General features: G+C 74.3%; 23 protein-coding genes. 16 read left to right on the plus strand and 7 right to left on the minus strand.

Features of this window, described 5'->3' with window-relative positions; translation table 11 throughout:
* The 3 genes from infB to AC1RSJ_RS11215 form a co-directional block, all read left to right on the plus strand.
* A partial coding sequence (infB, locus tag AC1RSJ_RS11205; protein ID WP_493118468.1) for a translation initiation factor IF-2 occupies positions 1 to 2,062 on the plus strand: 2,062 nt, incomplete at its 5' end.
* A 79-nt stretch (positions 2,063 to 2,141) separates the two neighbouring features.
* A complete protein-coding gene (rbfA, locus tag AC1RSJ_RS11210) occupies positions 2,142 to 2,582 on the plus strand; it encodes a 30S ribosome-binding factor RbfA (protein ID WP_493118469.1) in 441 nt (146 codons plus the stop codon).
* A gap of 4 nt (positions 2,583 to 2,586) precedes the next feature.
* Positions 2,587 to 3,066: a GNAT family N-acetyltransferase gene (locus AC1RSJ_RS11215; protein ID WP_493118470.1), complete on the plus strand. Its 480-nt coding sequence runs from the start codon at positions 2,587 to 2,589 to the stop codon at positions 3,064 to 3,066.
* 8 nt (positions 3,067 to 3,074) lie between these two features.
* Here the strand turns inward: AC1RSJ_RS11215 and AC1RSJ_RS11220 are convergent, their stop codons facing one another.
* From AC1RSJ_RS11220 to AC1RSJ_RS11230, 3 genes are read right to left on the minus strand one after another with little or no spacing between them, the layout of a single operon-like run.
* On the minus strand, positions 3,075 to 3,953 hold the full coding sequence (locus AC1RSJ_RS11220) for a DNA-formamidopyrimidine glycosylase family protein (protein WP_493118471.1): 879 nt from the start codon (positions 3,951 to 3,953) through the stop codon (positions 3,075 to 3,077).
* A 56-nt stretch (positions 3,954 to 4,009) separates the two neighbouring features.
* Entirely contained in the window at positions 4,010 to 5,446 is a 1,437-nt protein-coding gene (locus AC1RSJ_RS11225; RefSeq protein WP_493118472.1) for an RNB domain-containing ribonuclease, read from the minus strand.
* A gap of 28 nt (positions 5,447 to 5,474) precedes the next feature.
* On the minus strand, positions 5,475 to 6,350 hold the full coding sequence (locus tag AC1RSJ_RS11230; RefSeq protein ID WP_493118473.1) for an HhH-GPD family protein: 876 nt from the start codon (positions 6,348 to 6,350) through the stop codon (positions 5,475 to 5,477).
* A 23-nt stretch (positions 6,351 to 6,373) separates the two neighbouring features.
* Between AC1RSJ_RS11230 and AC1RSJ_RS11235 the strand changes: the two genes are divergently transcribed.
* Entirely contained in the window at positions 6,374 to 7,006 is a 633-nt protein-coding gene (locus AC1RSJ_RS11235; protein WP_493118474.1) for a nucleoside/nucleotide kinase family protein, read from the plus strand.
* An 8-nt stretch (positions 7,007 to 7,014) separates the two neighbouring features.
* Here the strand turns inward: AC1RSJ_RS11235 and AC1RSJ_RS11240 are convergent, their stop codons facing one another.
* Positions 7,015 to 8,010, minus strand: coding sequence for a ketopantoate reductase family protein (locus AC1RSJ_RS11240; RefSeq protein ID WP_493118475.1), 996 nt, complete (start codon positions 8,008 to 8,010; stop codon positions 7,015 to 7,017).
* Between the two features lie 58 nt (positions 8,011 to 8,068).
* Here AC1RSJ_RS11240 and truB point away from each other — a divergent pair, with 58 nt between their 5' ends.
* The 5 genes from truB to AC1RSJ_RS11265 are packed head-to-tail and all read left to right on the plus strand — an operon-like array spanning position 8,069 to position 12,056.
* Positions 8,069 to 9,001, plus strand: coding sequence for a tRNA pseudouridine(55) synthase TruB (gene truB / locus AC1RSJ_RS11245; protein ID WP_493118476.1), 933 nt, complete (start codon positions 8,069 to 8,071; stop codon positions 8,999 to 9,001).
* Positions 8,998 to 9,366 carry a hypothetical protein gene (locus AC1RSJ_RS11250; protein WP_493118477.1) on the plus strand — a complete coding sequence of 123 codons (369 nt, stop codon included), beginning with the start codon at positions 8,998 to 9,000 and terminating at the stop codon, positions 9,364 to 9,366. The genes truB and AC1RSJ_RS11250 overlap by 4 nt, the downstream gene beginning before the upstream one ends.
* 52 nt (positions 9,367 to 9,418) lie before the next feature.
* A complete protein-coding gene (locus AC1RSJ_RS11255) occupies positions 9,419 to 9,859 on the plus strand; it encodes a hypothetical protein (RefSeq protein ID WP_493118478.1) in 441 nt (146 codons plus the stop codon).
* Positions 9,856 to 10,827, plus strand: coding sequence for a bifunctional riboflavin kinase/FAD synthetase (locus tag AC1RSJ_RS11260; RefSeq protein ID WP_493118479.1), 972 nt, complete (start codon positions 9,856 to 9,858; stop codon positions 10,825 to 10,827). The genes AC1RSJ_RS11255 and AC1RSJ_RS11260 overlap by 4 nt, the downstream gene beginning before the upstream one ends.
* A complete protein-coding gene (locus tag AC1RSJ_RS11265; protein ID WP_493118480.1) occupies positions 10,824 to 12,056 on the plus strand; it encodes an MFS transporter in 1,233 nt (410 codons plus the stop codon). The genes AC1RSJ_RS11260 and AC1RSJ_RS11265 overlap by 4 nt, the downstream gene beginning before the upstream one ends.
* Positions 12,057 to 12,062: 6 nt before the next feature.
* On the opposite strand, the gene AC1RSJ_RS11270 is transcribed toward AC1RSJ_RS11265, so the two are convergent.
* A complete protein-coding gene (locus AC1RSJ_RS11270; protein WP_493118481.1) occupies positions 12,063 to 13,010 on the minus strand; it encodes an ROK family protein in 948 nt (315 codons plus the stop codon).
* Between the two features lie 72 nt (positions 13,011 to 13,082).
* Between AC1RSJ_RS11270 and AC1RSJ_RS11275 the strand changes: the two genes are divergently transcribed.
* From AC1RSJ_RS11275 to AC1RSJ_RS11290, 4 genes are read left to right on the plus strand one after another with little or no spacing between them, the layout of a single operon-like run.
* Positions 13,083 to 13,511, plus strand: coding sequence for an SRPBCC family protein (locus AC1RSJ_RS11275; protein ID WP_493118482.1), 429 nt, complete (start codon positions 13,083 to 13,085; stop codon positions 13,509 to 13,511).
* A gap of 34 nt (positions 13,512 to 13,545) precedes the next feature.
* Positions 13,546 to 14,562: a deoxyribose-phosphate aldolase gene (gene deoC / locus AC1RSJ_RS11280; protein ID WP_493118483.1), complete on the plus strand. Its 1,017-nt coding sequence runs from the start codon at positions 13,546 to 13,548 to the stop codon at positions 14,560 to 14,562.
* Positions 14,563 to 14,564: 2 nt separating this feature from the next.
* Positions 14,565 to 16,085 carry an aldehyde dehydrogenase family protein gene (locus AC1RSJ_RS11285; RefSeq protein WP_493118484.1) on the plus strand — a complete coding sequence of 507 codons (1,521 nt, stop codon included), beginning with the start codon at positions 14,565 to 14,567 and terminating at the stop codon, positions 16,083 to 16,085.
* Positions 16,082 to 16,945: an aldehyde dehydrogenase family protein gene (locus AC1RSJ_RS11290; protein WP_493118485.1), complete on the plus strand. Its 864-nt coding sequence runs from the start codon at positions 16,082 to 16,084 to the stop codon at positions 16,943 to 16,945. The genes AC1RSJ_RS11285 and AC1RSJ_RS11290 overlap by 4 nt, the downstream gene beginning before the upstream one ends.
* Here the strand turns inward: AC1RSJ_RS11290 and AC1RSJ_RS11295 are convergent.
* Positions 16,942 to 17,286 carry a hypothetical protein gene (locus AC1RSJ_RS11295; RefSeq protein ID WP_493118486.1) on the minus strand — a complete coding sequence of 115 codons (345 nt, stop codon included), beginning with the start codon at positions 17,284 to 17,286 and terminating at the stop codon, positions 16,942 to 16,944. The two genes, AC1RSJ_RS11290 and AC1RSJ_RS11295, sit on opposite strands and share 4 nt — an antisense overlap.
* A gap of 47 nt (positions 17,287 to 17,333) precedes the next feature.
* Positions 17,334 to 18,689, minus strand: coding sequence for a M20/M25/M40 family metallo-hydrolase (locus AC1RSJ_RS11300; protein WP_493118487.1), 1,356 nt, complete (start codon positions 18,687 to 18,689; stop codon positions 17,334 to 17,336).
* A 59-nt stretch (positions 18,690 to 18,748) separates the two neighbouring features.
* Here AC1RSJ_RS11300 and AC1RSJ_RS11305 point away from each other — a divergent pair, with 59 nt between their 5' ends.
* The 3 genes from AC1RSJ_RS11305 (at position 18,749) to AC1RSJ_RS11315 (ending at position 22,334) form a co-directional block, all read left to right on the plus strand.
* Positions 18,749 to 19,141 (plus strand): DUF6804 family protein, encoded by a 393-nt coding sequence (locus tag AC1RSJ_RS11305; RefSeq protein WP_493118488.1) that lies wholly within the window; start codon positions 18,749 to 18,751, stop codon positions 19,139 to 19,141.
* A gap of 220 nt (positions 19,142 to 19,361) precedes the next feature.
* Positions 19,362 to 21,500 carry a DEAD/DEAH box helicase gene (locus AC1RSJ_RS11310; RefSeq protein WP_493118489.1) on the plus strand — a complete coding sequence of 713 codons (2,139 nt, stop codon included), beginning with the start codon at positions 19,362 to 19,364 and terminating at the stop codon, positions 21,498 to 21,500.
* Between the two features lie 603 nt (positions 21,501 to 22,103).
* Positions 22,104 to 22,334, plus strand: coding sequence for a hypothetical protein (locus AC1RSJ_RS11315; protein ID WP_493118490.1), 231 nt, complete (start codon positions 22,104 to 22,106; stop codon positions 22,332 to 22,334).
* The last annotated feature ends 26 nt before the right edge of the window (positions 22,335 to 22,360 follow it).

Genomic DNA, 22,360 nt, shown 5'->3' on the forward strand with positions numbered 1-22,360 from the left:
TCCCGGCGGCGCCGGTGGCGGCGCGGGTGCCGGCGGCTTCGCCCAGCGTCCGGGCGGCGGCTACGCCGGTCGTCCCGGCGGCGGCGGCGGTCGCGGTCGTGGACCCGGCGGCGGCACGGCCGGCGCGTTCGGCCGCGGTGGCGGCAAGAGCAAGGCCCGCAAGTCGAAGCGCACGAAGCGCGCAGAATTCGAGATGAGGGAGGCGCCGTCGCTCGGCGGCGTCGCGATCCCCAACGGCAACGGGGCGATCATCCGCCTCCGCCGCGGTGCCTCGATCTCGGACCTCGCGGACAAGATCGAGACCCTGACGAAGATCTCCGTCCAGCCGGGCGCGCTCGTCACGGCGCTGTTCCACCTCGGTGAGATGGCGACCGCGACCGAGTCGCTCGACGAGGCGACCTTCGGCGTGCTCGGCGACGAGCTGGGCTACAAGATCCAGATCGTCTCGCCCGAGGACGAGGACAAGGAGCTCCTCGAGGGCTTCGACATCGACCTCGAGCAGGAGCTCGCCGACGAGGACGACGCCGACCTGGAGATCCGCCCGCCGGTGGTCACCGTCATGGGTCACGTCGACCACGGAAAGACCAAGCTGCTCGACGCGATCCGCCAGGCGAACGTCGTGGCGGGCGAGGCCGGCGGCATCACGCAGCACATCGGCGCCTACCAGGTGTGGACCGAGCACGAGGCCATCGAGCGCGCGATCACCTTCATCGACACCCCGGGTCACGAGGCCTTCACGGCCATGCGAGCCCGTGGTGCCCAGGTGACCGACATCGCGATCCTCGTGGTCGCCGCCGACGACGGCATCATGCCGCAGACGGTGGAGGCGCTGAACCACGCCCAGGCGGCCGGCGTGCCGGTCGTGGTCGCGGTCAACAAGGTCGACAAGGAGGGGGCCAACCCCGCCAAGGTGCGCCAGCAGCTCACCGAGTTCGGCCTGGTCGCGGAGGAGTACGGCGGCGACGTCATGTTCGTCGACGTGTCCGCCACGCAGAAGACCGGCATCACCGAGCTGCTCGACGCGGTGCTCCTCACCGCGGACGCCGGGCTCGACCTGCGCGCGAACCCGAACAAGGACGCGCGCGGTGTCGCCATCGAGGCGAAGCTCGACAAGGGACGCGGCGCCGTGGCGACCGTGCTCATCCAGTCGGGGACGCTGCGCGTCGGCGACGCGATCGTCGCGGGCACGGCCTACGGCCGCGTGCGGGCGATGATGGACGAGAACGGCGACCCGGTCGACGAGGCCTGGCCCTCGCGTCCGGTGCAGGTGCAGGGACTCTCGTCCGTGCCGCGCGCCGGCGACACCTTCCTGGTGACCGAGGAGGACCGCACGGCCCGCCAGATCGCCGAGAAGCGCGAGGCCGTCGAGCGCAACGCCCAGCTGGCGAAGGCGCGCAAGCGCATCTCGCTCGAGGACTTCACCCGCGCCCTCGAGGAGGGCAAGGTCGAGAGCCTCAACCTCATCATCAAGGGCGACGTGTCCGGTGCCGTCGAGGCGCTGGAGGAGTCGCTCCTCAAGATCGAGGTCGATGACAGCGTCCAGCTGCGCATCCTGCACCGCGGCGTCGGCGCGGTCACCGAGTCGGACATCGACCTGGCGACCATCGACAACGCGATCGTGATCGGCTTCAACGTCCGTCCGGACGTGAAGGCGCGCGAGCGGGCGCAGCGCGAGGGCATCGATGTGCGCTTCTACAGCGTCATCTACGCCGCGCTCGAGGACATCGAGAACTCGCTCAAGGGCATGCTGAAGCCGGAGTACGAGGAGGTGCAGTCGGGCGTCGCGGAGATCCGCGAGGTCTTCCGCTCCTCCAAGTTCGGCAACATCGCCGGTGTGCTCGTCCGCTCGGGCACGATCACCCGCAACGCGAAGGCGCGGGTCATCCGCGACGGCGTCGTGGTGGGCGACAACCTGGCGATCGAGTCGCTGCGTCGGTTCAAGGACGACGTCACGGAGGTCCGCACGGACTTCGAGGCCGGCATCGGCCTCGGCAAGTTCAACGACATCCAGATCGGCGACGAGATCGAGACGATCGAGATGAAGGAGAAGCCGCGCGCCTGACGCACGGCGATCGGGATGGTGCGGGCTCCGGCCCGCGCCATCCCGTCCTTCGTCACGGCAGCAGAGCGAGGTGACGCACATGGCGAACAACGACAGAGCGGCGAAGATGGCCGACCGGATCCGCGAGATCATCGCGCGGCGGCTCGAGAAGGGCCTCCGCGATCCGCGGCTCGGCTTCGTCACGATCACGGACGTGCGCGTGACGGGCGACCTCCAGCACGCCTCGGTCTTCTACACGGTGTACGGCTCCGACGAGGAGCGGGTCGACTCGGCCGCGGCGCTCAAGGCCGCGACGGGGATGCTGCGCACCGAGGTCGGCCGCAACATCACCGCGCGTCTCACGCCGTCGCTCGAGTTCATCGCCGACGCGGTGCCCGAGAACGCGGCGGCCATCGAGTCGCTGCTGCGGGAGGCGTCGGACCGCGACGCGGCCGCGGCGACGCTGGCCGCGGGCGCCAGCTACGCGGGAGACGAGGACCCGTACGTGAAGCCGCGCGACGACGACGACGACGAGGACTGATCGCGTGATCGTCCGCGCCGCCGTGCCCGCCGACGCCGAGGCGATCGCGCGCGTGCACGTCGTCGCCTGGCGCGAGACCTACGCGGGTCTGGTTCCGGGCGAGGCCCTCGCCGCGCTGCGGATCGAGGACCGGCTCGCGATGTGGACCGGGATCCTCGGGCGCCCGGAGGCGACGGTCGCGGTGGCGGTGCACCCGTCCGCGGGGCTGGTCGGCTGGGCCGGGTCGGCTCGTGCGGACGATCCCGGCGCGATCCGCCCGGAGGTGCTCAGCGGCATCTACCTGCTCGCGGCGCACCACGGCAGCGGCGCTGCCCAGGAGCTCCTCGACGCGGTGCTCGGCCGCCGGCCGGCCTCGCTCACGGTCGCCCTCGAGAATCCCCGCGCGCAGGCCTTCTACCGCCGGAACGGCTTCCGCGACGACGGCACGCGCGAGACGCACCAGCTCGCCGGACATCCGGTGGAGGCGCTGCGGATGGTGCGCTGAGCGCGCCGCTACTTCAGCAGCCGCGAGAGCACGCGGTCGGCGAGCGGCTTGCCGCCCGTCTGGCAGGTCGGGCAGTACTGGAACGTCGAATCGGCGTAGACCACCTGCTTGATCGTGTCGCCGCACACCGGGCACGGCTCGCCGAAGCGGCCGTGCACCTGCAGGTTCGTCTTCTTCTCGGCCTTGAGCTCCGACGCCGCCACCCCGTCCGCGCGGGCGACGGCGCCGGCCAGCGTGTCGCGGAGCGAGTTGTAGAGCACGTGGACGTCGTCCGGTCCCATGTCGGCGCCCTTGAACGGCGACATCCGGGCCGCGTGCAGGATCTCGTCGGAGTAGGCGTTGCCGATGCCCGCGATCACGTGCTGGTTGCGCAGCACGCCCTTGATGCGCTCCCGTCCGCGTGCGGCGAGGATCGCCGCGAACGCCGCCTCGGTGAAGGCGTCCTCCATCGGATCGGGACCGAGCGTGTCGATCCGCGGCACCTCGGACGGGTCGCGCACGAGCCAGATCGCGACCGACTTCTTCGTGCCGGCCTCCGTCACGTCGAAGCCGGAGCCGTCGTCGAGCACGAGCCGCGCCGCGAGCGGCCCCTTGCCCGGCCTCGTCATCGGCGCGGGCGCGCTCTGCCGCCAGCGGAGCCAGCCGGCCCGGGCGAGATGGATGATGAGGTGCAGTCCGTCGTCGTCTCCGGCGCCGTCGACGAGCAGGTCGAGGAACTTGCCGTGCCGGGTCGCGCCGGTGAACTCGCGACCCGCGAGGTCGGACACCGGCGGGTCGTAGGTCTTCAGCACCGCGAACGAGACGAGCTGGAGCCGCTCGATCCGGCGGCCGGTCAGGCGCGCGCCGAGGTCCGCCGCGAGGGCGTGCACCTCCGGGAGCTCCGGCATCGCTCCAGTGTGCCCCGTCCCGGCGACATCCGCTCGTGCGGATCCCGTCGTCGCGGTCAGCTCGCGCGGCTGAAGCGGACCGTCGCGGAGGCGATGTCGGCGGTCTCGAGCCGGGCGCGGATGCGCGTGCCCGGCTCGAGCTCTCCCGTGCAGGACGCGCTGACCGCCGGGTCGTCGAGCTGGATCGTGCCCTTCCCGGGCGAGGCCGCGATCACGGTGGCGTCGAACTCCTCGCCCACCCGCGGGGCGAGCAGCCCGGCCTCGACGGTGTCGATCGCCGCCCGGTCGAGGCGCCCGGCGAGGGCCCCGGATGCCGCCATCGCGGGCGGGAGCGCGGGCAGCGCATCGCGGACCGCGTCGTCCGGGGTGCCGCCGGCGGCGAGGGCGGCGCAGACGAGCAGCCCGAACCGGTCGACGAGGCGCCGGATGGGCGCCGTGACGTGCGCGTACGGCGCGGCGAGCGCGCTCTGGATCGGGTCGGGCGGCGCCGCGACGCCGCGGGCGGCATCGAACGCGACGTAGCCGGCGCCGCGGAACAGCGACGCTGCGGCGTGGAGCACCGCCAGCGAGCGGGGGTCGTCGAGGTCGAGGCCGGCCAGGTACGCGCCGTACGGCGCGTCCCCGGGCCACGGCAGCCCGAGCGCCGCGGCCTGCCGCCGGAAGCGCGCCAGGGCCTCCGGCTCGGCGGCGGGCATGGTGCGCAGGATGCCGACGCCGCCCGCGAGCATGAGGTCGGCCGCCGCCATCCCGGTCATGAGCGAGAGCTGCGCGTTCCAGCCCTCGACGGGGAGCGGTCGCCGCCGCGTGAGCCGGTAGCCGTCCCCGTCGGGCTCGATCTCCACCTCCGGCGTCGGCAGGCTCGCGCCGCCGCGGAGCAGCTCCTGGTGCCGGCGGGCCGCGCCGACCGCCGGCAGCAGCGCGACGGGCCCGGTCGCCCGACCGGCGTCGAGGTCGCCCTGCACGCCGGCGTAGTCGAGCCGCGCGCGGCTGCGCACGCGCGACCGGGTCAGCGCGGTCTCGCGCACCACGCCGTCGCCGTCGAGGCGGAACCGCCAGAGGAACGCCCCGCGCAGCGCGCCCTCGAGCAGCGACGCCGCGCCCTCGCCGAGCACGGGCGGATGCAGCGGGATGCGGCCGTCCGGGGCGTACAGCGTCTGCCCGCGCCGCCGGGTCTCGGTGTCGAGCGGACCGCCCGGGGCGACGAACGCGCCGACGTCCGCGATGGCGTAGTGCACGATCCAGCCGGCGCCGTCGCGCTCGATGCCGAGCGCCTGGTCGAGGTCGAGCGACCCCGGCGGGTCGATCGTGACGAGGTCGACGTCCGTCGCGTCGTCGTCGGGCAGCACCGGGGCGGCCGCGGCGCGCTGCGCCTCGGCGAGCACCTCCGGCGGGAAGTCCGGGGCGATCCCGAGTGAGGCGGGGAGCGCCGCGAGGGCGGTGCGGAGGGCGTCGTCCGCGTCGGCGCGGGTCAGCCGGACGGAGGTGGCGGTCACTCCGCCAGCGTGTCACACGGCGGCGCGCTCAGTCCGGCAGCGTGTAGCCGCGCCCCGCGTCGCCGACGACGAGTCCGTCGCGCACCAGGCCGGCGAGCGCGCGCCCGCGCTGGTCGGCGTCCGGCCAGACCGCGTCGAGTGCCGCGGCCGGCACCGGCGTGTCCGACCCGCGGAGCTCCCGCAGGAGCAGTCCGCGCACCTGCCGGTCGGACCCCTCGAAGCGCGCCTGCCGCGGCGGACGCGGCGCGTCCGGCTCGGCGGCCGGATAGCCGGCGGCGCGCCACGCGCAGCGGTCCGCGATCGGGCAGGCGTCGCACTGCGGCGAGCGGGCCGTGCAGACGATCGCGCCGAGCTCCATCGTGCCCGCGTTGACGAGCGCGGCCGTGGCCCGATCCTCGGGCAGGAAGGCCTCCATGAGCGCGAGATCGCGGCGGGTGGACGGCGGACCGGGCAGCGCCCGCCCCTCGACGGCGCGGGCCAGCACCCGGCGCACGTTCGTGTCGACGACCGGATGCCGGTGGCCGTAGGCGAAGACCGCGATCGCCCGTGCGGTGTACGGCCCGATGCCGGGGAGGGCGAGCAGCTCGTCGACGTCGTCGGGCACCACGTTGCCGTGGTGCTCGGCGATCGCGGTCGCGGCGGCGTGCAGCGCGAGCGCGCGGCGCGGGTAGCCGAGCCCGCCCCAGGCCCGGATGGCCTCGCCGGCCGGCGCGGCGGCGAGATCCGCCGGCGTGGGCCAGCGCTCGAGCCACTCCTCCAGCCGGGGGATCACGCGGGAGACCTGGGTCTGCTGGAGCATGAACTCGCTGACGAGCGAGCCCCACGCCGGGAAGCCCGGCCGGCGCCAGGGGAGGTCGCGCGCCGCTCGAGGGAACCACTCCGCGATCGCCCCGGCCGCATCCACCCGCCCACCCTAGGCTGAGCGGCATGGCGAGATGGGCTCCGGCGAAGCGGGACACGCTCCGCGCCGTGGCAGGCGAGTTCCTGCAGCACTACGGCCGCGGCCGCGTGATCGTCGCGGTGACCGGCGGACCAGCCGACGGGGTCGTCGAGCTGGCGCACGATCTGGTCGCGGAGCTGCGCGACGAGGGCCGCACGGCGTTCGCGGCCGAGACCGCGCGGTTCTCCCGGCCCTCGTCGCAGCCGATCGAGGGCGACGGCGCGCTGACCGGCTACGGCGAGCGGCTCGACGTGCTCGCCCTGCGCCGCGCGCTGATCGACCCGTTCCGCCTCGGCGGCGGCGCCGGCTTCCAGCTCGGCGTCTACGACCCGGCCCGCGACGCCCACGTCGAGTCCGAGTGGGTGACCGCCGGACCGGATGCCGTGCTCGTCGTCGCGGGACGCCACCTGCTGCGGCCCGAGCTGCGACGGCTCTGGAACTGGTCGCTCTGGGTCGACCTGCCCACGGGCGGCCGGTACGACGACGCCGGCCGTGCGGTGGCGGACGACCCGGAGTGGTCTCGCGCCCTCGCCGATCAGGATCCGCGCGGCGCGGCCTCCGCGCTCGTCGACGGCCGCGATCCGGAGCACCCGCGCCGGATCTTCGCCGACGCCTGCTGACCGGCCCGCTAGGCCGGCACGCGCCGGGTGACCTCGTCGGGCGGGACGAAGCGGCCGGTGTCCTCCACCTCGTGCACGAGCGCCGTCAGGGCGGCGGAGATCGGGGCGTCGAGCCCGTGCTCGCGGGCGACCCGCACGACCGCGCCGTTGAGCGCGTCGATCTCGGTGCGCACGCCGCGGCGGATGCTCTGCAGCGTCGAGCCGGGATTCGGCACCGGCCCCATCCGGCGCGCCATCGCGCGGGGGAGCAGGCCTCCGAGCGCGAGCGGGGCCGCGCCGACCAGCGTGAGGATGCGGTCGTCCAGTCCGCCGAGCTCGGCGAAGCGCACGCCGGCCGCCCGGGCGATCCGCACCGACTCGCGCATGCTCGCGGTGAGCACGCGGCGCAGCCCGGCGTCGGCGATCGTCTCCTGCACGCTGAGGCCCGTGATCGCGGGCAGCGCGTTGACGTGGTTCACGAGCAGCTTCGTCCACTGCGCGCCGGCGAAGTCGTCGACGACGCGGATCGGGATGCCGTCGGCGAGCAGCTCGGCGGCCGCGTCGCGGGGCGCGACGTCGTCGCCGGCGGCCACGCCGAGCACGGTCGGGAGCCCCGTGGTGACCGTGACCTCGCCGGGGCGCAGGAAGGAGGCCGCGATCATCGAGAGCCCGCCGACGATCCGCGCCGCCGGAACCGCCTCCTGGGGCACGCGGATGCCGTCGAGCCCGTTCTGCACGACGACGACCGGGATGCCCGCGAGGCTCTCGGCGCTGGAGCGCAGCGCGGCCGGCGCATCCGCCGCCTTCGTGGCCGCGACGACGAGGTCGAACGCGCCGTGCAGCACGTCGTCCGCCTCCGGGTGCGCGACGTGGTCGCCCCAGGCGCCGGAGAGCGACAGCCCGAGCGCCCGGATCGCGGCGAGGTGCTCGCCGCGTGCGGTGACCGCGACCTCGTGCCCCGCCCGGTCGAGGGTGGCGGCGATCGTGCCGCCGATGGCGCCCGCCCCGAGAACCCCGATCCGCACGGTCCGAGCCTAGGGCTGGGCGGGGGAGCGGCGGGGCCCGACTGCTAGCGTGGCGGGCGTGACCGACCGGCCGTCCCGCCCCGACCGGCCGAAGCCGGACAGCGGCGTCGTGCTCGTCGACAAGCCGCTCGGCATCACCAGCCACGACGTGGTCTCGCTCGTGCGCCGCGCCGCCGGCACCCGCAAGGTCGGCCACGCCGGCACGCTCGATCCGCTCGCGACCGGGCTGCTGCTGCTCGGCCTGGAGAGCTCGACGCGGCTGCTGACCTACCTCGTCGGGCTCGACAAGGACTACACGGCGACGATCCGGCTGGGGGAGTCGACCACGACCGACGACGCCGCGGGCGAGACGATCGAGCACGCGGACGCGTCCGCCATCCGCCGCGCCGACATCGACGCCGGCATCGCGCGCCTCACCGGCGACATCGAGCAGGTGCCCTCGACGTTCAGCGCCATCAAGGTCGACGGGCGCCGCGCCTACGACCTCGCCCGCAACGGCGAGGAGGTCGAGCTGAAGTCGCGCCGCGTGCGCGTCGACGACTTCGAGGTGCTCGAGGAGCGCCGGCTCGGCCGGGCTGTCGAGCTCGACGTGCGGGTGACGGTCTCGTCCGGCACCTACGTGCGGGCCCTCGCCCGCGACCTCGGCGCCGACCTCGGCGTGGGCGGTCACCTCCGCGCACTGCGGCGCACCCGGATCGGCCCGTTCTCGGTCGAGGATGCGGTGCCGCCCGACGACGAGGTGCTGCGTTCCCGGCGCGAGCCCGCGGCCGTCGCGACGGCGCTCTACCCCGGCCTCACGCTCGAGGAGACGGCCCTCGGCGAGCTCATGCAGGGCAAGCGGCCGGTGATCGCGGATCCGGCCGATCCGCTCGCCGACGCTCCGGTCGTCGCCGCGCTGACGCCGGACGGCCGTCTGGCCGGGCTCGTGGAGACCACCGCGGGCCGGGCGCGCGTGCTCGTGAACTTCCCGACCGCGGAGGTGCTGGCGTGATCCTCGGCTACACGATCGCCGAGGTCGCGCTCGCGCTCATCGTCGGGCTGCTCTGCGTCGTGCTCGGACTGGCGGGGCGCCGACCCGGCGACGCGAGCGTGCTGCCGCTCGCCGTCGTCGAGCTCGCGCTGGTCGCGCAGATCGTGATCGCGATCGCCGCCCCGTTCGCCGGCAACCCGCCGACCGGCAATCCGGTCGAGTTCTGGGCGTACCTCATCGCGGCGGCGATCATCCCCCCGGGCGCGCTCGTCTGGGCGCTGACGGACCGGACGCGCTGGGGCACGGTCGTGCTCGGCATCGCGGCGCTGGCGGTCGCGGTCATGCTGTGGCGGATGCAGATCATCTGGACCGTGCAGGGCTCCTGAGCAGCCCGCCGTGTCCGGTCGCGGCCGCGCGGTTTCAGTACTGTGGGAGCCGATGAACCGCTCCTCCCGCTCCCGGGGCCTCGGCCGCGTGCTGGTCGCCGTCTACGCGATCCTCGCGATCGGCGCGACCGGCCGCAGCGTCACGCAGATCCTGACCCGGTTCGGGGAGGCGCCGGTCGCCTACTCGCTGTCGGCGATGGCCGCGGTCGTCTACCTGCTCGCCACGATCGCGCTCGTCGCCCCCGGCGAGGGCTGGAACCGCGTGGCCTGGGCGACGATCGGCTTCGAGCTGGTCGGCGTGCTCGTCATCGGCACGATCAGCCTCGTCGCGCCGCAGCTGCTCGGCATCAGCGACCCGAACCCGTTCGGCCGCCAGTCGACGGTCTGGAGCTGGTACGGCGCCGGCTACCTCGGCATCCCGCTCGTGCTCCCCGTGCTCGGACTGCTCTGGCTGCGCTCGCGCCGGACGGGACCGGCGGAGGCGGCGGCGTGACGCTCTACCGCGGCGCCGAGGAGGTGCCGCCCGGCTTCGGCCCGTCCGCCGTCACGATCGGCAAGTTCGACGGCGTCCACGTCGGGCACCGCGCCCTCATCGGGCGGCTCGTCGCGGAGGCGCGGGCGCGGGATCTGGTGCCCGTCGCGATCACGTTCGACCGCAACCCGCTGGCGCTCATCGCCCCCGACCGCTGCCCGCCGGAGCTCGTGTCGAGCGCCCAGCGCGCCGAGCTGCTCGCGGAGGCGGGAGCGGAGGCCGTGATCGAGTTCACCTTCGACCACGCGTTCGCGGCGCAGACGCCCGAGGAGTTCGCGGCGCACGTGCTCGAGGACGTGACGCACGCCCGCCTGGTGCTCGTCGGCAGCGACTTCCGCTTCGGATCGGGCGGCGCGGGCGACGTCGACGTGCTCCGCGAGCTCGGCCCGCGGCTCGGCTTCGAGGTGCTCGTCGTCGACGACGTGCCGGTCGGCGAGGCACCGCGCGCCTCCTCGACGATGGTGCGGACGCTGCTCGACGAGGGCCGCGTCGCCGAGGCCGCGGAGGTGCTCGGCCATGCGCCGTCCGTCCGCGGCGAGGTGGTGCACGGCGAGGCCCGCGGCCGCACGCTCGGCTATCCGACCGCGAATCTCGCCCAGGCGCACGAGGGCTACCTGCCGCGCGACGGCGTGTACGCGACCCGGGTGCGGGTCGACGGCGACGCGCGGGTGTTCGGCGCGGCGACGTCGATCGGCAACAACCCGACGTTCGAGGGGGTGCCCGAGAAGCAGCTCGAGGCGCACCTGCTCGATGAGCGCCGCGACCTCTACGGCCATGTCATCGAGGTCGAGTTCGTCGAGTACATCCGCCCGATGAACCGCTTCGAGTCGGCGGACGCGCTCGTCGAGCAGATGCACGCCGACGAGGTGCGCATCCGCGAGCTGCTCGGCTACCCGCCGACCTCCGGCACCGCCCGGCTGCCGCAGTGACCGCGGCGTCCGCGCGCGCCCGGGGCGGGGTGCTCGCGTTCGCCGGCATCGTGCTCATCGCCGTCTCGCTGCGCACCGCCGTCTCGTCGATCTCGCCGATCGTCGACGACATCCGCGCCGACATCGGGCTCTCGACGCTCGTCATCTCGGTGATCGGCGCGCTGCCGCCGTTCGCGTTCGCCGCGAGCGGGCTGCTCGTGCCGCTCGTCGTTCGCCGGGCCGGTCTCGAGCGGACGCTGCTCGGCGCCATCGGCCTCATCGTCGTGGGGCACCTGCTGCGCACCGTCGCCCCGAGCGAGTGGGTGCTGCTGGCCGCGAGCGTCGTGATCCTCGCCGGCATCGGCGCCGCCAACGTGCTCGTGCCGCCGCTCGTGCGGCGCTTCTTCCCCGACCGCGTCGGCGCGGTCACGGCGCTCTACGCCGCGATCCTGTCGGTCTCCACGGCGGTGCCCGCCTGGGTCGCCGTGCCGGTCGCCGACACCGCCGGCTGGCGCGTCTCGCTCGCGGTCTGGCTCGCGGTCGCCGTGCTCGCGGCACCGCCGTGGATCGCGCTGCTGGCCGGACGCCGCCGCGCGGCGATCGCCGAGGTCGAGGCGGCGGCCACCGCCGAGATCGAGCAGGTCGAGGCCGCACCGCGCGGCGTCGGGCGCTCGCGCACCGCCGTCGCCATCGCGCTCGTGTTCGGCACGTCGAGCACGGCGGTGTACGTCGGGGTGGCCTGGCTCCCGCAGCTGCTGGTCGACCTCGCGGGCGTGGATCGCGCGGAGGCGGGCACGATGCTCGCCGTGTTCGCGGCCGCCGGCATCCCGGGCTCGTTCCTGGTGCCGCTGCTCGCCTCGCGGCTGCGCAGCGTGCTGCCGATCGTGCTCGTCTGCGTCGCCTTCCTGCTGCTCGGCGCCGGCGGCCTGCTGCTCGCGCCGGCGGCGGCGCCGTGGCTGTGGGTGCTCGTCTACGGGCTCGGCCCGAGCCTGTTCCCGCTCGCGCTCTACCTCATCCCGACCCGGGCGCGCACCGCGCTCGGCGGGGTCGCGCTGAGCGGCTTCGCGCAGGGCGTCGGCTACATCGTGGGCGGACTCGGGCCGCTCGTCGTCGGCCTGCTGCACGACGCGACCGGGGGATGGACGGCGTCGCTGATCTACCTGCTGGTCATCGCGCTGCCGGCGGTGCCGGCCGCGGTGATGCTGCGCCGCCCGTCGTACGTCGAGGACGAGCTCGCCGCCCGCCGTTGAGCGGGCTCAGACGGTGCGGCCGAGCACCTCGGGCCGGTGCACGAGCGCGGCCGCGCCGACGAGCGGGCCGTCGCCGGACAGGCCGGACGGCACGATCCGCACCTTCGTGACGAAGCCGAACACGACCCGCTTCGCGACCGCCGCGCGCATGGCGTCGAAGAGCGCGGGGGAGACGTGCGAGAAGCCGCCGCCGATCGCGACGAGCTCGAGGTCGATGAGGGCCGTCGCGGAGGCGAGGCCCTGGCCGATCGCGCGGCCGGAGCGCTCGACGGCCGCGATCGCGATCGGGTCGCCGGCCGCGTGCGCCGCCGCGAGGTCCTCGCCGGTCGTGCCGGTGAAGCCCTGCGACCGCGCCCAGCGCACCGTGTTCGGACCGGAGGCGATCGCCTCGAGGCAGCCCGCGCCGCCGCAGGGGCACGGGTCGTCGAACCCGGCCGCCTCGACGTGCCCGATGTGGCCGGCGTTGCCGGTCGGGCCGGCGACGGTGCGCCCGCCGAGGATGAGGCCGCCGCCGATGCCGGTCGACACGATCATGCCCATCACGTTGTCGACGCCCTGCGCGGCGCCGACCCAGTGCTCGGCGAGCGTGATGCAGACGCCGTCCATCTCGAGCCGGACGGGCAGCCCGGTGAGCTCGGCGACGCGGTCGCGCAGCGGGAAGTCGCGCCAGACGGCGAGGTTGAGCGGCGAGACGAGGCCCGAGGCGACCGTGATCGGCCCGGCCGAGCCGATCCCGACGCCGGCGACCTCGGCGCCGACGGGACGGGCGGCGAGGGCGTCGGCCACGACGCCGGCCACGGCCTCCCAGAGCTGGTCCGACGAGGCGGCGGGCCCGGTCGGGCGCCGGAAGCGGGTGCCGGCGACGACGGCGCCGTCGGCCCCGACGAGTGCGGCCTCCGCCTTCGTGCCCCCGAGGTCGAGGGCGAGTGCGAGGGCCGGCGTCGTCGCGGTCATGGCGTTCAGCGTAGCGGCGTGGCGCGGCCCGCACGCCGCGCCGGCAGCGCCCCGCCGCCGTACAATCGCCGCATGGCCCGGGCGGTGGTGGAGCGCAGGATCGACATGCCGCGCGCGCTCGTCTGGGAGGCCCTGGTCGACCCGGTGCTGGTCGAGGGCTGGCTGCATCCGACGGCCCGGCTCGTCGACGGATCGGACGTGCTCGAGCTCGAGGAGCCCGCGTCGCTCGCGGTCGCCTCGGACGACCTCGGCGAGGTCGCGGTGACGCTCACGGAGGCCGTCGGCGGCTCGCGCGACAGCTCGACCGACCTCCGCATCGAGATCGGGCCCGACATGGACGCCCCGTTCCTGCCGCCGCGCATCGCCTCGTGGAGCACCCGGCTGGACCAGCTCGAGGACCTGCTGCGCGGGCATCCGGTGAACTGGGAGCGCTGGGAGCTCGACCGCGGCGCCGACTACGCGGCGCACCTCGCCGACGCCGAGGCGCGGATCGCCCGCTGACCCCGCGGCCGGGGCCACGGCATAGGGTCGTTGCATGACCACCACCCCCGACTCGCTGGCGCTCGCGCCGGCGGATCGCGCCGTGCGGCTGCTCGGCGGCGATCTCACGGAGACGAGCCTCCGGCTCCACCTCGAGGGCCTCAGCGGCGTCGACGCCGTCGGCCTCGAGCAGCGCGCCGCCGGACTCGGCACGCGCTCCATCAAGACCACCTCGAAGGCCTGGGCCCTCGACAGGATCATCGCCCTCATCGACCTCACGACGCTCGAGGGCGCTGACACCCGCGGGAAGGTCCGCTCCCTGGTCGCGAAGGCGCTGACGCCCGACCCGGCCGACCCCGGCACGCCGCGGGTCGCGGCGGTCTGCGTGTACGGCGACATGGTGCCGAACGCCGTCGAGGCGCTCGGCTCGGCGCACGGCGACCCGGACCACGGCGGCATCTCCGTCGCGGCCGTCGCCACCGCGTTCCCGAGCGGCCGTGCCTCGCTCGCCGTGAAGCTCGCCGACACCCGCGACGCGGTCGAGGCCGGCGCCGACGAGATCGACATGGTCATCGACCGCGGCGCGTTCCTCGAGGGCCGCTACGGCAAGGTCTTCGACGAGATCGTGCAGGTGAAGGAGGCGTGCCGCCGGCCGGACGGGTCGAGCGCGAGCCTCAAGGTCATCCTCGAGACGGGCGAGCTCGCGACGTACGACAACGTGCGCCGCGCCTCCTGGCTCGCGATCCTCGCCGGCGGCGACTTCATCAAGACCTCGACCGGCAAGGTCAGCCCCGCGGCGACGCTGCCCGTGACGCTGCTCATGCTCGAGGTCGTGCGCGACTGGCACCGCCTCACCGGCGAGCGGATCGGCGTGAAGCCGGCGGGCGGCATCCGCACCTCGAAGGACGCCATCAAGTACCTCGTGACCGTCGCCGAGACGGCGGGCGAGGAATGGCTGCAGCCGCACCTGTTCCGCTTCGGCGCGTCGAGCCTGCTCAACGACGTGCTGCTCCAGCGCCAGAAGCTGACCACCGGCCGCTACAGCGGCCCCGACTACGTGACGATGGACTGACCATGAGCTTCCTCGAGTACGCCCCGGCGCCCGAGTCGACCGCGCTGCTGCACCTGCGCAAGGACTACGGGCTGTTCATCGACGGCGGGTGGAGCGCGGGATCCGGCACGCCCTTCGCCACCATCTCGCCCGCCACCGAGAAGAAGATCGCGACCGTCGCGACCGCCGGCGCCGACGACGTGGACCGCGCCGTCGCGGCCGCGCGCCGCGCCTACGATCGCGTCTGGTCGAAGACGAGCGGCGCCGATCGCGGCAAGTACCTGTTCCGGATCGCGCGGCTGCTGCAGGAGCGCGCCCGCGAGTTCGCGGTCGCCGAGAGCCTCGACAACGGCAAGCCGATCCGCGAGAGCCGCGACGTCGACGTGCCGCTCGTGGCCGCCTGGTTCTTCTACTACGCCGGCTGGGCCGACAAGCTCGACTACGCGGGCCTCGGCGCCGGGCCGAAGCCGCACGGCGTCGCCGCGCAGGTCATCCCGTGGAACTTCCCGCTGCTCATGCTCGCGTGGAAGATCGCTCCCGCCCTCGCGGCCGGCAACACGGTCGTGCTGAAGCCGGCCGAGACGACCCCGTTGACCGCGCTGCTGTTCGCGGACGTGGTGCAGCAGGCCGACCTGCCGCCGGGAGTCGTGAACATCATCACCGGCGCCGGCGACACGGGCCGCGCGCTCGTCGAGCACGGCGACGTCGACAAGATCGCCTTCACCGGCTCCACCGCCGTCGGCCGCCAGATCGCGCGCAGCGCGGCGGGCACGGGCAAGAAGCTCACGCTCGAGCTCGGCGGGAAGGCGGCGAACATCGTGTTCGACGACGCCCCGATCGACCAGGCCGTCGAGGGCATCGTCAACGGCATCTTCTTCAACCAGGGCCACGTCTGCTGCGCCGGCTCCCGCCTGCTCGTGCAGGAGAGCGTGCACGACGAGGTCGTCGACCGCCTCAAGGCGCGGATGACGACCCTCCGGCTCGGCGATCCGCTCGACAAGAACACCGACATCGGCGCGATCAACTCCGCCGAGCAGCTGCAGCGCATCACGGAGCTGTCGGCCGCGGGGGAGGCGGAGGGCGCCGAGCGCTGGAGCCCCGCCTGCGACATCCCGGAGAACGGGTTCTGGTTCGCCCCGACGATCTTCGACGGCGTCTCGACCTCGTCGCGCATCGCCCGCGAGGAGATCTTCGGCCCGGTGCTCAGCATCATGACGTTCCGCACGCCGGCCGAGGCGATCGCGAAGGCGAACAACACGCCGTACGGCCTCTCCGCGGGCATCTGGAGCGACAAGGGGTCGAAGATCCTCGCCGTCGCCGACCGGCTCCGCGCCGGCGTCGTCTGGGCGAACACGTTCAACCGCTTCGATCCGGCGTCGCCGTTCGGCGGATACAAGGAGTCCGGCTACGGCCGCGAGGGCGGCCGGCACGGGCTGGGCGCCTACCTCGAGCCGGCTGGCGCGCCCGCGCCGGCCCGGTTCGTCGACGCGCGGCGGGCCGACGGGGCCGCGCGCATCGAGCGCAAGAAGGGATCCGCGAAGTGAGCCGCCTCGCCGTGCCGAAGACGTACAAGCTGTTCATCGGCGGGAAGTTCCCGCGCTCCGAGAGCGGCCGCACCTACCCCGCGCTGACGCCGAAGGGCCAGTTCCTCGCGAACGTCGCCCAGGCGAGCCGGAAGGACGCGCGGGATGCGGTGGTCGCGGCCCGCGCGGCCGTGTCCGGCTGGGCCGGCGCGACCGCCTACAACCGCGGCCAGGTGCTCTACCGGATCGCCGAGCTCCTCGAGGGGCGCGCCGAGCAGTTCGCCGAGGAGGTCCGCGCGTCGGAGGGCGTGTCGCTCGCGGCCGCCCGCGCGCAGGTCGACGCGGCCGTCGACACCTGGGTCTGGTACGCGGGCTGGGCGGACAAGTACGCCCAGGTCGCGGGGGCCGGCAACCCGGTCGCCGGGCCGTTCTTCAACATCTCGGTGCCCGAGCCGACCGGCGTCGTCGCGGTCGTCGCGCCGCAGGAGGAGAGCGGCGCGAGCCTGCTCGGCCTCACCGCCGTGCTCGCGCCGGCGCTCGTCTCCGGCAACGCGGTCGTCGTCATCGCGGACGAGCAGCATCCGCTCGGCGCGATCAGCCTGGCGGAGGTGCTCGCGACGAGCGACGTGCCCGGCGGCGTCGTGAACATCCTCACCGGCTCGCCGGCGGAGATCACACCGTGGCTCGCCTCGCACGCCGACGTCAACGCGCTCGACCTCGCCGGCGCCGGCGCGCTCGAGTGGGTCGACCTGGTGATCGCGGCGGCGGACACGCTGAAGCGCGTGTCGGACCCGCAGCCGGGTGTGCCCGCGCGGTCGCTGCAGCGGGTGCTGCGCTACACGGAGACGAAGACGGTCTGGCACACGAAGGCCATGATCTAGCGCGCGGTCAGCTCCGCGACGAACGCGTGCGCCTCGACGACGAGGTCGTGCCACAGCTCGTCACCGGCGTCGAGCCCGAGCGTCGCCCACTCGCGCATCGGGCGCCCGCGCATGACCATCGGACACGCCTGCCCCGACTCGTCGAGCTCCGCCACGCGTGCCTCCGGCAGCTTCACCACGAGCGCGCCGGTCGAGTCGGCGAACGCGAACACCTTGCCGTTCACCGACAGGCCCTCGGCGCCGAACATCCGCATCCACGAGATCCCGGGGCGCGCGAGCAGCTCCTGGGCGATGACGTCGAGCCGCGCGCGGCCCGCCGCGCGCTCCGGGGTGTCTGGCATGCGCCGAGCATGGCACTCCGGCGCGCGGAGCGGAACGGCCGGGGAGCTCAGAGCGAGCGGACGAGCGCGCCGAGGATCCGCACGCCCTCGTGCCACGCGGCGACACGGATGCGCTCGTCGATCGCGTGGAGGCTCGCGAGCTCGTCGGCGGAGATCTCGAACGGGCTGAACCGGTAGACCGCCGGGCACCAGCGCGCGAACCAGCGGGCGTCGGTGGCGCCGTTCTGCACGTAGGGCACCGGGACGACGTCGGGGCGCACCGCCGCGACGGCGGCCGTGATCCGCTCCCAGGCCGGCCCCTCCGCGGGGCTGATCGGGGAGGGCTCGCTGCCCTCGACGAGCCGCACGGCGACCTCGGGATCCGCGACGGCGCGCTCGATGTCGGCGACCGCCGCCGCGAGCGTGCTGTCGACCGCGACCCGCACGTTGACGATCGCGCGCGCCCGCTCGGCCAGCACGTTGTCGGCCGCGCTGCCACTGAGCCGGGTGACCGCGCGCGTGGTGCGGACCATCGCCGCCGTCTGCTCGCCGCGGGAGGCCAGCACCGCCGGCAGCACCGGACGCAGCAGCCGCGCGCGCCGCAGCACCGTGCCGAGCACGCCGCCGGCGTGCGGCGCGAGGGTGAGCAGCATCTGCAGCACCGGCTCGGGCAGCGACGCCCGGGCGGGCCGCCGTCCGAGCCGGACGATCGCGGCGGCCAGGCGCTCCGTCGCCGTCGTGCGCGGCGGGGTGGACGCGTGCCCGCCGCGCTGCTCCACGACGAGCTCGACCGAGGCGATCCCCTTCTCGCTCACGCCGATCGCGGCGAGCGGCGCGGTCACGCCGGGGAAGACGCCGCGCACGATCGCCCCGCCCTCGTCGAGCACCAGAGCGGGTTGGACGCCGCGCTCCCGGAGGGTGTCCGCGAGCGCCCGGCCGCCCGTGCCGCCGACCTCCTCGTCGTGCCCGAACGCGAGCCAGACGTCGTGCTGCGGCACGATCCCGTCCGCGAGCGCGGCCTCCACCGCCTCGAGGAGGCCGGCCAGCATCCCGGTGTCGTCGATCGCGCCGCGCGCCCAGAGCACGCGCTCGTCGCGCGCGCCGACCACCTCGCCGCTGAGCTCGGCGCCGAAGGGCGGATGCCGCCAGCCGCCCTCGTCGGCCGGCACGACGTCCTGGTGCGCCATCAGCACGGACGGCGCATCGGGGGACCGGCCGGGCCAGCGCAGCAGGAGCGAGCGGCCGGCGATCAGCTCGGGCCCGAGTGCCTGCACCCGCGGGTACAGCCGGGCGATCGCCTCGTGGAGCGCGGCGAGGGCGGCGTCGTCCGAGCCCTCGGGGCGCGACACCGTCGGGATGCGCAGCAGCTCGCGGAAGCGCTCGAGGGCGGCGTCCTCCTGACCGGTCGGATGCTCGGAAGGCATGGTGCGAGCCTAGGTCGGCCGCGGACGGGAGGACCGCGTCGCGGCCGTAGGCTTGCGAGGTGGCATCGGGACGCGGGACGACGCAGCGGCGCTACCCGGACGCCCCCTTCCGGCGCTACGCGCTGGCGCCCGGCCTCGTCGCGATGATCGCGCTGCTGGCGGGCACGCTGCTGCTCACCTCGGACGCCTTCCTGATCATCCGGTTCCTCGTCGCGATCCTCGGCCTCATCGTGGGCTGGTTCGTGCTGCAGGCGAGGCACTGGTGGTGGCTGCCCGTGATCGCCGCGATCGTCGTGATCTGGAACCCGGTGCTGCCGTTCGAGTTCTCCGGCCCGTGGTGGGGCGGCGCGCAGTACCTCGCCGCGATCGCGTTCCTCGCGATCGGCATCACCGTGAAGCAGCGCAACACCGAGGACCGCAACGCGGCCCGGGGAAGCGGCGCCCGCCGCTGAGCGCCGCGAGGCTCCGCCGTCCCGCGACGCGCCCGGATGCCCGGATTCCCGGCCCTCCGAGGCAGACCGTGCGGTATGCTCGTCATCGGCGCACGACTCACCGGTCTGAAGACCGGGTCTGAGATCGCAGAGCCCGACCGCTCGTCGGCGCCGAAGCAGAACCGATCCGCATCCGACGGGTCGAACAGTGGGCGCCGCCGAGGCGGAGCCGAGGAGAACGATGGCCCCATCTGGCCAGAAGCAGGCCCCGCGCACGTCGGGGCACCGCTCGCAGCAGCAGCGTCGCCGCGTGCATGCCGACGAGGCGGGCATCATCCCCGTCCTCGCGCGCACGGTCCGTGCGATCGAGAGCGCGGCCGAGCGCGGGAAGGTCAACGCCTCCGGGCGCGTCCGGTTCCGCGTCGTCGCGATGCTGGTGCGCGAGGAGCGCGCCCGCATCAAGGCGGACCGCACCCTCGCCGACGGCGAGCGGACCAAGGAGCTGACGCGGCTCGAGGGCATCGCGACGATCATGGCGAAGAGCGCCGCGCGCGACACGAGCCTGATCCAGCTGCTCACCGACACGTCGCCCCTCACCGCCGCCGCGCAGGAGGTGCGGCGCGGGATGCTGCTCGACGCCGGCACGGAGCTCAGCCCCGACGACCTCGTGATCGCGGCCGAGCCGGCGCCGAAGCCGACCGAGGAGCAGGCGCGCCAGGTCGTGCCGCAGTCGGTGCGGCAGTACCGGATGTCGAACCCGTTCCTCGCGCCCGACTTCAGCGGCGTGCAGGCCAAGCCGCAGATCACCGGCCGGCTCTCGAACTGGGAGCTCATCGACCCGCTGTTCCGCAGCTTCGAGATGGGCGGCAGCGCGGCCACCATGGACCTGCCGGGCACCGGTCCGCTGCAGACGCCGGGCGGCCTCGAGCTCATGCGCCACCAGGCGCGCTTCGTGGAGAGCGCCAAGGAGGGCCACCGCACCTACCTGCTCGCCGACGAGCCGGGCCTCGGCAAGACGGCGCAGGCGCTGCTCGCCGCGAGCGTGACGAACTCGTACCCGCTGCTCGTCGTCGTGCCCAACGTCGTGAAGATGAACTGGGCGCGCGAGGTGCAGAAGTGGACGCCGCGTCGCGCGGTCACCGTCGTGCACGGCGACGGCCGCGACCTCGACGCGTTCGCCGACATCGTGGTCGTGAACTACGAGGTGCTCGACCGGCACGTGAGCTGGCTCTCGAACCGCGGGTTCAAGGGCATGATCGTCGACGAGGCGCACTTCATCAAGAACCGCGACTCGCAGCGCTCGCGCAACGTGCAGACGCTCTCGAAGAGCATCCGCGGACGCCTCCCGAACGCCCTCATGATCGCCCTCACCGGCACGCCCCTGATCAACCAGATCGAGGACTTCCGGATGATCTGGCAGTACCTCGGCTGGATCGACGAGAAGCAGCCCCTGCCGGAGCTCATGCACCGGCTCGAGGACACCGGGCTCACCCCGGGCGACCCCGGCTTCTTCGCCGCGGCCCGCAGCGCCGTGGTCGAGATGGGCATCGTGCGCCGCAAGAAGAGCGACGTCGCCGCCGACATCCCCGCCCGCCGCATCGCCGACATCCCGGTGGAGCTCGACGGCGAGGAGGGCCGCTCGATCCGCGAGGCCGAGCGCGCGCTCGTCGCCCGCCTGCTGGAGCGCTACCGCCGGGTGCGCGCGACGCGTCCGGACGCCGATCCCGCCGACCTCGTGCGGCTCGTCGCGAACGCGGAGCTCGAGGAGAGCCGCGCGACCGGCGGCGAGGGCGCCAAGGGCGACAACGTCTTCACGATGGTGCGCCGGATCGGCCAGGCGAAGGCCTCGCCGGCGGCCGACTACACGATCAACCTCGCCCGCAACGTGGGCAAGGTCGTGTTCTTCGCGAAGCACATCGACGTGATGGACCGCGCGACCGAGCAGTTCCGCCAGGCGGGGCTGAAGACGATCTCGATCCGCGGCGACCAGACCGCAACCGCCCGTCAGGGGCAGATCGACGCGTTCGCCAACGACCCGGAGGTCGCGGTCGCCGTCTGCTCGCTCACGGCGGCCGGCGTCGGCGTGAACCTGCAGGCCGCGTCGAACGTCGTGCTCGCCGAGCTGAGCTGGACGGATGCGGAGCAGACCCAGGCGATCGACCGCGTGCACCGCATCGGCCAGTCGCTGCCGGTCACCGCGTGGCGCATCATCGCCGCGCAGACGGTGGACGGCCGCATCGCCGAGCTGATCGACGCGAAGGCGGGTCTCGCGGCCCGTGCGCTCGACGGCGAGACGGGCGACGACACGGTCGCCGGCTCGGTGCAGCTGGAGGCCCTGGTCGCCATGCTGACCGAGGCCGTCGAAGCCTCAACCATCTAGTCAGAGTTGACGTCTTGCGCGGCCTCGGTCGCGCTGGGATAGTCATCTCACTGCGGAGAACGGAAGCCGAAAGGCGGATGAACTCCCGGTGACAGAACGGCCCTCGAGGCCTCGACGAACCCGGTCGCCGCGGTGCGCTTGCGCATCGTCGCGACAGCTCGCGCCGTGCATGACGGCGCGTGGCAGCGCTCCCGCTTGCGGGTGGCGCGCGCCGCGCGATCGCCCGCACAGCCGGGGGGAACGCGGGCGCGGGGGCCGTTCGTCATGTCCGGCGCGTCCCCCGATCGGGGGTGACCCCATGTGGGGGGAGCGGCGGCCGCGCACCGCCGGATAGCTTCGGTTCTGCACTAGTCGGGGGACTAGAGGCGGCGGTGATCCCGTCGAAGTGCACCGGGAATACGGGGGTAGCCCCGGTCGTGAATTCCGGATCACCGCCGCCAGTGTGCACCATCGTCCTCTGGAGGGACAGCCGCGCGAGACCTGGTCTCGAATGGGCGGGAGGGGCCGGGAGACCGGCCCCTTTCTCATTCCCGCGCACGCTCGCGCGGCCCGTTCCCTGAGAATCCCTCCCCCTCGGCGCCGGATCGACGTACTGTGCCCCGTATGGGGGACAACGGAACAGATCGGAACGAGCGACCGGCCTTCCCGAACGACCCGTTCAGCTGGGTCGTGGGGGCTGCGGCCGGACTGGTGCTCGGGATCGCGCTCGGCATCGGCATGCACGACATCGGCGGGGGAGTCGCCGTGGGGCTCGGCATCGGAGTGGCCTTCGCGGTCGTGCTCGGCGCGTCTCGCGCTGACGCCCGTCGGCGACATCATCATCGGCCGCACTAGCCGGCCGCCGGCCTCGGGGTCGGGCG

It is taken from the genome of Schumannella sp. GW821-FHT10F01, from assembly GCF_058809295.1.